This window comes from Streptacidiphilus albus JL83 (genome assembly GCF_000744705.1).
Taxonomy (GTDB): Bacteria; Actinomycetota; Actinomycetes; order Streptomycetales; family Streptomycetaceae; genus Streptacidiphilus; species Streptacidiphilus albus.
In genome coordinates, this window is sequence record NZ_JQML01000001.1 from 1266552 (window position 1) to 1278527 (window position 11976).

Sequence of the window (11976 nt, forward strand, 5' to 3'; positions counted from 1 at the left end):
CATGGACGACTTCCGTACGGCCGGGCGGGCCGCCGTGGACCTGTTGGCGGACTACCTGGACGGCCTCGGCGACCGGCCGGTCTGGCAGCCGATGGACCCGGCGGCCCGGGAGCGGCTGCTGGCGCTGCCGCTGCCCGGGGCGGGACGGGGACTGGCGGAGCTGGTCGCGGACATGGGCGCCGACGTCCTGCCGCATCCGATGGGCAACGGGCACCCGCGCTTCTTCGGCTGGGTCAACGCCGCACCCGCCCCGGCCGGGGTGCTGGGCGCGCTGGCCGCCGCCGCGATGAACCCCAGCTCGGCCGGCGGCGACCACGCCGACGTCCACCTGGAGCGGACGGTGGTGCGCTGGATCGCCGAGCTGGCGGGCTTCCCGCACCCGCCCGGCGCGGGCCTGCTGACCTCGGGCGCCTCGATGGCGACCATCGTGGCCCTGGGCGCGGCCCGGCACCGGGCGGCGCTGCGGCTCGGCGTGGACGTCCGCGAGGAGGGGCTGTCCGCGCTGCCGCCGCTGGTCGGCTACGCCGGCGCCGAGTCGCACTCCTGTGTCCGCAAGGCCGCCGAGCTGCTGGGCCTGGGCAGCCGCCGGCTGCGCACCGTCCCCTCCGACCCGGCCGGCCACCTCGACCCGGCCGCGCTGCGGGAGATGATCGCCGCCGACCGGGCCGCCGGGCTGGTCCCGTTCCTGGTGGTGGCCTCGGCCGGGACCGTCAACACCGGCGCGGTGGACGACCTGGACGCCGTCGCCGACGTCTGCGCCGAGGAGCAGCTGTGGCTGCACATCGACGGCGCCTACGGGGCCTTCGGGGTGCTCGACCCGGTGGCCGCGCCCCGCTACGCGGGCCTGGACCGGGCCGACTCGCTGGCGCTGGACCCGCACAAGTGGCTGGGCGTGCCGGTGGACTGCGGCTGCGTCCTGGTCCGCGACCCGGACGGGCTGCGCGCGGCCTTCAGCCTGGTCCCCTCCTATCTGCGGGACGAGAACGCGGGCGGCCTCGGCTGGTTCTCCGAGTACGGCATCGAGCAGACCCGTCCCTTCCGCTCGCTGAAGGTCTGGGCGACGATCGCGGCCTCCGGACGCGAGGGCATCGCCCGGGACGTGGCGCACTGCACCGCGATGGCCCGTCGGCTGGGCGAACTGGTCGACGCGGAGCCCGACCTGGAGTTGCTGGCCCCGGTCGAGACCTCGATCGCCGCCTTCCGCTACGCCCCGGCCGGCGCCCCGGCCGAACTGCTGGACCGGGTCAACCAGGGACTGCCGGTGGCCGTCCAGGAGCGCGGCCGGACCTTCGTCACCGGCACCGTGCTGGCCGGCGGCCGGGAGGCCGTCCGCGCCTGCCTGATCAACCCGGCGGTGACCGAGCCGGATCTGCGGGTGCTGGTCGCGGAGGTCCGGGCGGCCGGCGCGGAGCTGCTGGCCGCGCTCGGCGGCTAGCGCTTCGGCTTCACTCGGTGTGGTTGACCAGCCGCACCTGGGTGCCGGCCGGGTAGCGGGAGAAGTCCACCACCGCGTCGAAGCGCTCAGCCGGGGCCAGATCGATGCTGTCGTGCGCGAGCGGACGGGCCAGCAGCCCGCCGTCGCTGCCGATCTGCACCAGGCCGCCGCCCCCGGGCGGCTGCGGGTCCAGCGCCAGCGAGCAGCGGCGGGCGTTGGAGCCGTTGAGAATGCGCAGCCGGTAGCGGGCCCAGTCGGCGTGGAGCACCGGCCAGGGTGCGCCGTTGACCAGGACGACGTCGCCGAGCACCCCGTCCATGTAGGGGTGTTCCTGTTCCTGTTCCGGAAGCGGAAGCGGAAGTCATTCCGGCCATGCCGGGCATGCCTGCCGTGCCCCCGCCGCCTGAGGGCTGGATCAGGTCGGTGGGGTAGCCGTCGCTCTCGGCCGGGGTGCGGCCGCCGTGCGGGTGCACCACGGTGGGGTGCGGCAGTTGGTTGCTGTGGCTCACTACGGTGCGGCGGCCGGACTGCGAGTGCCCATGTGATCGAGGTCACCGCCGCCGGGAGGGAGCAGGAGCAGTTGACCGCCCTGCTGACCCGCTTAGCCGCCGGTGACACTCCGTCGACCCAGGAACACGAGGACCACGAGGACCACTGAGCCGCTGCGCCCCGGCCCGACCGACTGTCGTCCGCGCTCTGGCTTTTCCAGCGAGAACACGTTCTACTTCTGCCGGGGAAGCACCCTCCTCCGAGGAGGGCCTCGCAGAGGAGGCGGCAGATGCCCGAGCAGCGCCACGGCAGACGGATCATGATGACCCCGGCGGAGCGCGACGCCTTCCTCGCGGAGCAGCGCACCTGCCGCGTCGCCACGGTCGCCGCCGACGGCCGCCCGCACGCCACCGCCCTCTGGTTCGTCTGGGACGGCTCGGCGCTGTGGCTCTACTCCGTCGCCCGCAGCCGACGCGGCGCCGAGCTGGCGGCCGACCCGCGCATCGCGGTGGTGGTCGACGCCGGCGAGTCCTACGGCGAGCTGCGCGGGGTGGAACTGACCGGCGAGGTGGAGCACGTCGGCGAGAGCCCCAGGACCGGACTGCCGCACGCCGAACTGGAGGCGCCGGAGAAGCTCTTCGCCGCCAAGTACGGCTTCGGTGCGAGCATGGTCCACGACGGCCGCCACGCCTGGCTCCGCCTCGCCCCGCGCACCTCCGCCAGCTGGGACTTCCGCAAGCTGGGCGGCGACTTCCAGCGTTGACCTGGGAGAAGGAGCGCCGGCGTAACACAGGTCACAGCCGAAGCACGGGTTCCACCCGGGGTTACGCGCGGCCGGTCTGGGACGATGGCCGGATGGCGGACCAGACCCGAGTGACCGAGCAGCCCACCAGCATCTCCGGCTTCGTGGATCTGCTGAGCCTCGAACAGATCGAGCTCAACCTCTTCCGGGGCTGGTGCCACGCCGGCGCGCCGCTGCGCGCCTTCGGCGGTCAGGTCGCCGCGCAGGCCCTGGTCGCGGCGGGCCGGACGGTCGACCCCGGACGCGCCGTGCACTCGCTGCACGGCTACTTCATGCGCCCCGGCGACCCGCGCCACCCGCTGGTGTACGAGGTCGAGCGACTGCGCGACGGCCGCTCCTACGCCACCCGCCGGGTCACCGCGATCCAGGGCGGCGAAGCCATGTTCACCCTCTCCGCCTCCTTCAAGGTGCCCGAGGACGGCCCCGACCGGCAGCGGGCGGTGCCGCCGCTGCCCGACCCGGACCAGCTGGACGACCCCTACGTGGCCTGGGCCGGCGGCGGAGCCGAGTCCTACTGGTCGACCACCGGTCGGTACACCCTGGAGATGCGGATCGTCCCGCGCGGGGCGAGCGGGCTGCCGAAGCCGCAGGACGGGGTGGAGGAGCAGTTCGTCTGGCTGAAGTCGGCCTCGGCGCTGCCCGGCGACGACCCGCTGCTGCACGTCTGCGCGCTGGCCTACCTGTCCGACCTGACCCTGGCCTCGACCGCTGCGATGCACCTGCAGCCGCCGCGCGCCGAACGCAGGGGACCGGCCAGGATCAACCTGGCCTCGCTGGACCACGCGATGTGGTTCCACCGCCCGTTCCGCGCCGACGAGTGGCTGCTGTTCGCCCAGCGCAGCCCCACCTCGGCGGACGGGCGCGGGCTGGCCCAGGGCGAGTTCTACACCCGGGACGGGCTGCTGGTCGCCTCGGTGGTGCAGGAGGCGCTGGTCCGCGAGCGGCGGTAGCCGCAGCAGGGCCGGTACCGGACCGGCCGCGGGCCGGTGGGAACACGGGCCAATGAGAACATCGTTCCAACGCGGCGGCGGTGCACATCACATCCACGGTGGTCAGTTGATCTGACCGCGCGTCATACACCTGCAACAGGGTTCCCGCTACAGTGGAGAGGTGTCCAAGGTAGACCTGTCCCCACGGCCGGTCGAGGCTATGTCTCCCCGCCAGTTGGAACGCCGGAAGCACCTGATCAGGGCAGCGATCGAACTCGTCTCCGAGATCGGCGTCGAGCGCGTCCAGATGAAACAGGTGAGCGAGCGCTCCGGGGTCGCGCTCGGGACGACCTATCGCTACTTCTCCTCCAAGGACCACCTGCTGGCCTCCGCCGTCTCGGACTGGCGCGGTCAGCTGATGGCCGACATCGCCGCCGAGCTGCGCGGCTCCCCCACCCCGCCGGGCGCCTCCGACCGGGTCGTCCGCTTCGTCCACCGGGGGATGCGGGCCTTCCAGCGCCAGCCGAACCTGGCCCACCTGCTGGTCTCGGTGACCGTGTCCACCGACCCCTTCGCCAGCGAGGCGGTCGAGGCGATGGCGAGCGCCGGTCGGGCCTCCCTGCTGGCCGTGATGCCCGACGTCCCGCCCGCCGCCGGCGCGGTCCTGCCGCTGCTCATCGACTCCGCCTGGACCAGCGAGCTCGTCGCCTGGGTCACCGGCCGCACCACCCTTGCGGACGCCTTCGTCCACCTCGACGAGATGATCCGCCTCCTGCTCGCCCCCTACGCGCCGGTGTGATGCCGAGCCGACGCGGCGGGACGCGCGGCGCAGGACTGAGCGGGCGGAGACCGGGCACAGGACTGTCAGGAGGTTGATGACATGGGTCCTGTACTTCTCGTCCTGCTGGTCGCCCTGCTCCTCGGCGGCCTGGGCTTCGCGATCCACATCCTGTGGTGGGTCGCGATCGTGGTGTTCGTGCTGTGGATTCTGGGCTTCTTCCGCAGTGGTGGTGGCCGTCCCGGTGGCCGGGGCGGCGGCTGGTACCGGTGGTGAGCGCGCGGGCCGCCTTCAGCCGAGGCGGGGGACGATCTCGGCGCCGTAGGCGTCGATGACCCGTTCGACCGCGTCGTGCATCGCGTAGACGGCGAACTGGTCCACGCCCAACTCCCGTAGCTGCGCCAGCTTCTCCAGGTGCGCGGAGACCGGTCCGAGCAGGCAGAAGCGGTCCACGACGGCGTCGGGGACGAAGTCCGTGTCCGGGTTCCCGACCCGACCGTGGTGGCTGTAGTCGTAGCCGTGACGGGCCCCGATGTACGCGGTCAGCGCCTCGGGCACCTGGTCGGAGTGCTCGCCGTAGCGGGCGACCAGGTCGGCGACATGGTTGCCGACCATCCCGCCGAACCAGCGGCACTGCTCCCGGGCGTGGGCCAGTTCCTCCTCACTGCCGTCGGTGACGTACGCCGGTGCGGCGACGCAGACGGTGATCGCGTCGGGGTCGCGGCCGGCCCGTTCCGCCGCCGCGCGGACCGACTTCACCATCCACTCGGTGAGGTAGGGGTCGGCCAACTGGAGGATGAAGCCGTCCGCCTGACGGCCGACCAGCTCCAGCGCCTTCGGCCCGTAGGCTCCCATCCACACCGGCAGCGCGCCGTCGCGGACCCAGGGCATCCGCATCACCGTGCCGTCGATCTCGGCCTCCCGGCCCTCGGCCAGCTCCTTGATCGCGTGGATGGCCTCGCCGAGCCGGGCCAGCGTGGCCGGTCGGCGCCCGGCGACCCGCATCGCCGAGTCGCCCCGGCCGATGCCGCAGACGGTGCGGTTGCCGTACATGTCGTTGAGGGTGGCGAAGACCGACGCGGTCACCTCCCAGCTGCGGGTGCAGGGGTTGGTCACCATCGGACCGACCGTCAGCCGCTCGGTCTCGGCCAGGATCCGGCTGTGGATGACGAACGGCTCCTGCCACAGCACGACCGAGTCGAAGGTCCAGCCGTGGCTGAAGCCGGCCGCCTCGGCGCGCTTCATCCGGTCGACGAGCAGCCGGGCGGGCGGGTCCGTCTGCAGCACGAGGCCGAAGTCCATGGTGCCTCCATTCCGGGGCTGAGCTGGGGTGACCGGACCGTCAGACGAGGTACTGGCTGGTGCCGCGCGGCAGGTACGCGCCATGGCCGGCCCGGCCCCGGTACTCGCCGTCCTCGATGACCACACTGCCGCGCGAGAGCACGGTCCTGGCCCGGCCGGCGACATGGCGGCCCTCGTAGGCCGAGTAGTCGACGTTCATGTGGTGGGTACTGGCTGACAAGGGATAACCGGCGTGCGGGTCGAAGACGACCACGTCGGCGTCGGCGCCCGGGGTGATGGTGCCCTTGCGCGGGTAGAGGCCGAACATCCGGGCCGGGGTGGCGCAGGCCAGCTCGATCCAGCGGCGCCGGGAGATCCGGCCGTCCACGACCGCCTGGTGCAGCAGGTCCATCCGGTTCTCCACGCCCGGGAGCCCGTTCGGGATCTTCGAGAAGTCGCCCCGGCCCAGCTCCTTCTGCCCGGTGAAGCAGAACGGGCAGTGGTCGGTGGAGACCACCGAGAGGTCGTTGGTGCGCAGCGCCCGCCAGAGCGCGTCCTGGTGCTCGCGCGGTCGCAGCGGAGTGCTGCAGACGTACTTGGCGCCCTCGAAGCCGGGCTCGGCGAGGTTGTCGGTGGAGAGGTAGAGGTACTGCGGACAAGTCTCGCCGAAGACGTTGAGCCCGAGGTCGCGCGCGGCGGCGATCTCGGCGACGGCTTGCTCGGCCGAGACGTGGACGACGTAGAGCGGGGCGCCGGCCACCCGGGCCAGCTGGATGGCGCGGTGGGTGGCCTCGGCCTCCAGCAGTTCGCGCCGGACCTCGCCGTGGTAGCGCGGGTCGGTCCGGTCGGCCGCCAGCGCCTGTTCGACCAGGACGTCGATGGCGATGCCGTTCTCGGCGTGCACCATGATCAGTCCGCCGTTGTCGGCGGAGCGCTGCATGGCGCGCAGGATGCGCCCGTCGTCGCTGTAGAAGACGCCGGGGTAGGCCATGAACAGCTTGAAGGAGGTGACCCCCTCCTCCACCAGCAGGTCCATCTCGTTCAGCACGTCGGGGGTGACGTCGGAGACGATCATGTGGAAGCCGTAGTCGATGGCGCAGTTGCCCTCGGCCTTGGTGTGCCAGGCGTCCAGGCCGTCGCGCAGCGAGCCGCCGACCGACTGGACCGCGAAGTCCACGATGGTGGTCGTCCCGCCCCAGGCGGCGGCGCGGGTACCGGTCTCGAAGGTGTCGGACGCGCTGGTGCCGCCGAAGGGCAGCTCCATGTGGGTGTGCACGTCGACCCCGCCGGGGACGACGTAGCAGTCGGTGGCGTCGATGGTCCGGTCGGCGGTCCACCCGGACGCCACGTCACTTCCGGTGCCGGCGAGCGCGACCACGCGCTCCCCCTCGATCAGGACGTCGGCGTGGACCTCCTCGGCGGCCGTGACGACCAGCCCACCGGTAATCAGGGTGCGTGTCATGCGCTGTCTCCCGTCGCACTGACTCATGAGGCCATGAGCGACAGCGTAGGCCCGACCAATGCGTCACGACAGGGACGACGCGGACGAAAATGCCCCCTTCGGGTGATCACCCCAAAGAGGCCCTTTTCGGCGCGCAGCCCGCCACGCGGTCCCCGCCTCAGCCCTCGCCCTCGACCGACGTGTTGAACGACGGGACCGCGTTGGTCGGGTCCGCAAACCATGGTCGTTGCGCGCCCGAGGGGGTGACCGTGAGTCCGAACCGGTCCACCGGGGGACGGCCCTGGTCGGCCCACCACCGCAGCGAGCGCTCCACCTCGTCCCACAGCCTGCGCGGTCCGTGCTGGTACACCGTGGCCGCCGGTTCGCCCCGGCGGAACTCGACCGCCGCCCAGGACGGCGGACCGTCCAGCGAGAAGAACCATGCGTTCACCCCGGCCTCGGTGGCGTTGAGCACGTGTGCGACCCCCGGCACGCACATGCCGACGACCAGGCGGGCCGGGTGGAACTGCTGCTGCCCGCCGAGGTCGTCCGGACCGAGGCCCGTCCAGCTCTGCTCGGCATCGCCGGGGTAGTGCGTGACGTGGTTGCCGAAGCGGCCCCAGTCCAACCGCTGGTCCCGGAGCTTCATGAACGCGACCGGCCTCAGGAACGGCCCGGATGCGCTCCCGTCCGCACGCACGGTGAGCTTCACCAGGGCATCGTCATTGGCGTAGTGCGTCCCCCACGGCGCGAGGACGACGCCGCCCGACCGAGTCTGCCGAAGCCACTCTGCGGGAATCTGCCGCACCCCCGCAGTGACGATCACCCGGTCGTAGGGAGCAGCCGCGACGTACCCGTCCGCGCCGTCTCCCCGGACCACCTGCGGGCGGAGCCCGTGAGCCGACAGCGCTGTCCGGGCCGCCACGCACACCACCGGGTCCACCTCGACCGTGACGACGTTTCCGCCGCCGAGGCGGCGTGTCAGCAGCCCGGCGTTCCACCCGGTCCCGGTACCGACTTCGAGCACGTTCATGCCCTCGGTCACGTCCAGGTCGCGCAGCATCTCAACCACCACGCTGGGCATGGACGCTGAGCTTGTCGGCACCGCCCCGGGCTGGGTACCCAGGTGCTTCCCGTCATCCCATTGGGTGACGATGGGCACGTTGGCGTGCGCCTGTGCCTCCCACTCGTCCGGGTCCTCGTACCGGTTGACGGCGGTGTTCGTGCCGGTGGTCATGGAGTGCGACCAGAACAGGCTCGGCAGGAACCAGGCACGCGGTACCGCCCGGAAGCTCTCGGCCCAATCGGGCGTCATGGAGCCAACGTTGAGAAGGAACCGCGCCAGCTCGTCGCTGGCGCGGGCCCCCTGCTCCGGTTCGGTGCTCATTCCTTTCGGTGGCCCCCGTCCCCGGGCGGCGAGCCGCCGTCCGGCGGCGGCGGGGGCGGCGGTTCCCACGGCTGACCGGGGAGCCCGTCACCCCCCTCGTCGACGGGCCGGAGGATCGGAGTCACTGCCATGTGCTGGCCTCCCTGTGTTGGGTCATGCGCGGCCCACCGGGCGGATGTCCGACGGGGGTGATGCCCTGCCCCGGAAGGGACGGGAGCCTTTGGGACGGCGGGACGCAGTGGATCGCGCCCCTCATGACGCCTCAAGCGCGCGGCGGGCAGCACTTGCCTCGTTCTCGGGCGCGGGAACACAGTTGGGGCATGAACAGGGGGGCATGGCCTGCGACTCGGATGTGTTCACGAAGGCGGTGGGCTCATAGTCCACGACCCGAAGCTCCCGCTCGACACCCGTATCCCGGTTCACCACGTACACGCGAAGCATCAACACATCTGCCACCGCCCTGTGGCCCGTCCGCCCAGCAATGGTCCGATCGCCAACCCACCGAACACGTCCGTCACGCTCCCTTGCCCACGGCTGACCGTCACCCTTCTGGTTTACCGGCAGAGACCTGACCACGTAGGGGCACGCATAGGGGCATCCTGGTCCTATGGACGTCGGGCTCTTGATCCGTGATCTCCGAAAGCAACACAGTTGGTCCCAGGGCCGATTGGCTGATGAGCTGAACGCGGCCAATGGTTACAGGACCAACGTCACCCGCGAAGAGGTGAGCCGGTGGGAGCGGGGCAAGGTCACGCCCGGCCCATGGTGGCTCACCCGGTTGGCCACGGTCCTACAGGTGCCACTAGCCATACTGGAGAACCCCGCCATGTACCGACGTCAGTTCCTGACCACCGTCGCCGCAACGACGATTGCCCCGGTCGTCGGCAATGACCTGTTGTCGCACGGGTTCGCTTCCGCGCTCAAGGGCAAGCCCAGCGGGGACGCCTGGCAGAACACCCTTGAAACGTATGGCCGTGACTACATGTCGGCCGGTGCGGCCGAGCTCCAGCAGCGGCTCGCCGGCGATCTCGTCGTGTTGCAGCAGCAGTTGGACACCCCGGAGATGTGGCAGGTGGCCGCGCGCATGGCCACGCTGTACGCCAAGACCTACCCCGGTTCCGACGGCACCAAGGCCGTGGACTGGTACCGGCTCGCGGCCGAAGCGGCGGACCGTTCCGGGGACACGCAGACCCGCGTCTGGGTCCGGGGCCGCGCTGCCATCGCCCTCGGGTACGAGGGGGCCGCGCTCCCCGTGGCAGGACGCTTCGCGGACGCTGCCCTTGCCCTGTCCGACAAGCCGTCACTTGGCAGGCTCAACGCCGTCATGGGCAAGGCCCACGCTGCGGTGAACCAGGGCGACCGGGCCACCGCCCGCGCACTGCTGGACGAGGGGCAGCGGGTGTTCGACGTGGCCGCGTCCGGCGACCGGGAGGAGTCGGACTACGCCGTGCCGGAGTGGCGTATGAACGTCTTCGTCTCCCTCCTTGCGGCACGACTCGGCGACGAGCAGCGGGCGGTGAAGGCCCAGGACCGGGCCGCGGCGCTGCTCCCCGCCAGCCTGCCCCGCTTTCGCACGCACCTCGAAATGCACCGAGGGCTGATGCTGGCGCGAGCCGGGGACAGGGCCGGCGGGGCCGCCTACGCGCAGAGCGCACTGGACCGGTTGCCGCCGGAGAAGCACTCACTGACGCTCCGCATGCTGATGGACGAGATCCGAGCCTGACGAGACTGACGCCTGCGGCTTGCCGACGGCAGGGCATTGCGCCCCGGGCCGGGCGTACGGGTGATGTGTTCGCAGGTCAGCTATCCGCGATGGCCGCGTGCAGGGCCAAGGCTGTGGCGAGCGTGGCGCCGCCCAGCTCGATACCGGCCAGGAGCTCGATACCGGCCTGGAGCTCGGTCCCGGACGGCAGTTGACCAGCCACCGGCGCGGCGATGTCACGGAGCAGCGCGAGATCGCTCGCTCTGCAACCGGTACTTGTCCATGCGCGGGCGATCGCCGGCGATCGCGCCCGGCAGAGCGAGGGCGTCGACGCCCCCCGCGCTGAGGGCTTGCCGCATCCGGCCAGGGAATCGGGGCTCATCGCGGCGACAGTACCCCCGTTGCGGGCACGGGCCCCGGGCCACCGGCCGATCGCCGGGCCGCGCCCGGTGGTCGACGCACCAGGCCCACGCCTGCCGGGGGCAGACTGGCGGAGGGGGGACGGAGTGTCGCCAGGGGGCCGGAGTCGCGTCGGCGGCCTGGTATTCCGGGATTGGCGCGGTGGAGGTCGAGAGTGGCCAGCCTTCCAGGCTCTCATATCCCCAAGCAAGTTCTGCGGTCGTCACCAAGTATTTCCCCTTTTGACATATACGCGCCATCTACGCGCGTTTCACTCGACACCGGCAGGACGAGTCAGGGCGAGATCGGGTGGGGTTGGGACGATGGCGCAACACAGCGAGGTGCTCGTCCGGTCGGACCGGGCGGTGCGGAGGAAGCGCGTCAAGCGTGCCCGGGAGAGCCCGATGGGCTGGCTCTACAGCGCTCCGGCGCTGCTGATCTTCCTGGTCTTCGTCATCGCGCCGACCGGCTACACGATCTACGTCAGCACCTTCAACTGGAACGTGCTGAACACCTCGATGTCCAAGTACATCGGCTTCGCCAACTACCAGGCGCTGTTCCACTCCAACTCCCCGACCTTCCTGTCCAGCCTCGGGCACTCGCTCTACTTCACCGGGGCGATGGTGATCGGCGGTACCGCGCTCGGGCTGGGGATCGCGCTGCTGCTGCAGCGCGGCGGCCGGCTGCTGAGCGCCACCCGGGTCGCCATCTTCACCCCGTACGTCACCCCGGTGGTGGCCACCTCGGTGGCCTGGGTGTGGATCTTCAACCCGCAGTTCGGCCTGGCCGACAGCATCCTCAGGGCCGTGGGCCTGCCGGCGGTGCAGTGGCTCCAGTCGCCGACCTGGGCGATGCCCTCGGTGATCGTCTTCAGCCTCTGGCACGAACTGGGCTTCACCGTGGTGCTCTTCCTCGGCGGGCTCTCGGTCGTCTCCAGCGAGATGAGCGAGGCCGCCCGGCTGGACGGGGCCAACGCCTGGCAGGAGTTCTGGCACATCACCTGGCCGCAGCTGCGGCCGGTCACCAGCTTCGTGGTGATCATCACCAGCATCACCTCGCTCCAGGCCTTCACCCAGTTCTACGAGATGAGCCAGGGCGGCCCGGACTACGCCACCACCACCCTCAGCTACCTCCTCTACCAGGAGGCGTTCGTCATCTTCCACACCGGCTACGGCGCCGCGCTGGCCATGGTGCTCTTCCTGATCACCGCCGCGTTCACGCTGCTCCGCCGCCGGACCGGCAGTCAGATCGCCGAGTCGCTCTGAGCCCGCCGTCCCGCAGGACCGCCACACCGGACCACCGCGTCACCCTCACCGCAGTGCTCTCCGCCTTC

The 11976-nt window shown here is 71.5% G+C and carries 12 protein-coding genes; 7 read left to right on the forward strand and 5 right to left on the reverse strand.

Going from position 1 to position 11976, the window contains the following annotated elements; genetic code table 11:
* The first annotated feature begins 1 nt into the window (after position 1).
* Complete coding sequence (locus BS75_RS05505; protein ID WP_034087385.1) at positions 2-1435, forward strand: pyridoxal phosphate-dependent decarboxylase family protein; 1434 nt, start codon at positions 2-4, stop codon at positions 1433-1435.
* Positions 1436-1445: 10 nt separating this feature from the next.
* On the opposite strand, the gene BS75_RS43930 is transcribed toward BS75_RS05505, so the two are convergent.
* Complete coding sequence (locus tag BS75_RS43930; protein ID WP_052069211.1) at positions 1446-1754, reverse strand: cupredoxin domain-containing protein; 309 nt, start codon at positions 1752-1754, stop codon at positions 1446-1448.
* 459 nt (positions 1755-2213) lie between these two features.
* On the opposite strand from BS75_RS43930, the gene BS75_RS05515 reads away from it, so the two are divergent.
* The 4 genes from BS75_RS05515 (at position 2214) to BS75_RS05530 (ending at position 4709) form a co-directional block, all read left to right on the forward strand.
* The gene (locus BS75_RS05515) at positions 2214-2687 is read left to right on the forward strand and encodes a pyridoxamine 5'-phosphate oxidase family protein (RefSeq protein WP_034087386.1); all 474 of its coding nucleotides are present in this window, start codon (positions 2214-2216) and stop codon (positions 2685-2687) included.
* A 92-nt stretch (positions 2688-2779) separates the two neighbouring features.
* Positions 2780-3676: an acyl-CoA thioesterase gene (locus tag BS75_RS05520; RefSeq protein ID WP_042437527.1), complete on the forward strand. Its 897-nt coding sequence runs from the start codon at positions 2780-2782 to the stop codon at positions 3674-3676.
* Positions 3677-3836: 160 nt separating this feature from the next.
* On the forward strand, positions 3837-4454 hold the full coding sequence (locus tag BS75_RS05525; RefSeq protein WP_034087387.1) for a TetR/AcrR family transcriptional regulator: 618 nt from the start codon (positions 3837-3839) through the stop codon (positions 4452-4454).
* Between the two features lie 81 nt (positions 4455-4535).
* On the forward strand, positions 4536-4709 hold the full coding sequence (locus BS75_RS05530) for a hypothetical protein (RefSeq protein WP_034087388.1): 174 nt from the start codon (positions 4536-4538) through the stop codon (positions 4707-4709).
* A 15-nt stretch (positions 4710-4724) separates the two neighbouring features.
* Here BS75_RS05530 and BS75_RS05535 read toward each other — a convergent pair whose 3' ends face one another.
* From BS75_RS05535 to BS75_RS05545, 3 genes are all read right to left on the reverse strand, one after another.
* Positions 4725-5735 (reverse strand): TIGR03842 family LLM class F420-dependent oxidoreductase, encoded by a 1011-nt coding sequence (locus tag BS75_RS05535; RefSeq protein ID WP_034087389.1) that lies wholly within the window; start codon positions 5733-5735, stop codon positions 4725-4727.
* A gap of 40 nt (positions 5736-5775) precedes the next feature.
* Entirely contained in the window at positions 5776-7176 is a 1401-nt protein-coding gene (gene hydA, locus BS75_RS05540) for a dihydropyrimidinase (protein WP_034087390.1), read from the reverse strand.
* Positions 7177-7333: 157 nt separating this feature from the next.
* A complete protein-coding gene (locus BS75_RS05545; RefSeq protein WP_231607683.1) occupies positions 7334-8470 on the reverse strand; it encodes a methyltransferase domain-containing protein in 1137 nt (378 codons plus the stop codon).
* Between the two features lie 679 nt (positions 8471-9149).
* Here BS75_RS05545 and BS75_RS05550 point away from each other — a divergent pair.
* Positions 9150-10265, forward strand: coding sequence for a helix-turn-helix domain-containing protein (locus BS75_RS05550; RefSeq protein ID WP_034087392.1), 1116 nt, complete (start codon positions 9150-9152; stop codon positions 10263-10265).
* A gap of 76 nt (positions 10266-10341) precedes the next feature.
* On the opposite strand, the gene BS75_RS47825 is transcribed toward BS75_RS05550, so the two are convergent.
* Positions 10342-10626 (reverse strand): hypothetical protein, encoded by a 285-nt coding sequence (locus BS75_RS47825; protein ID WP_152645770.1) that lies wholly within the window; start codon positions 10624-10626, stop codon positions 10342-10344.
* Positions 10627-10966: 340 nt separating this feature from the next.
* On the opposite strand from BS75_RS47825, the gene BS75_RS46065 reads away from it, so the two are divergent.
* Positions 10967-11908 carry a carbohydrate ABC transporter permease gene (locus tag BS75_RS46065; protein WP_052069213.1) on the forward strand — a complete coding sequence of 314 codons (942 nt, stop codon included), beginning with the start codon at positions 10967-10969 and terminating at the stop codon, positions 11906-11908.
* Positions 11909-11976 lie beyond the last annotated feature (68 nt).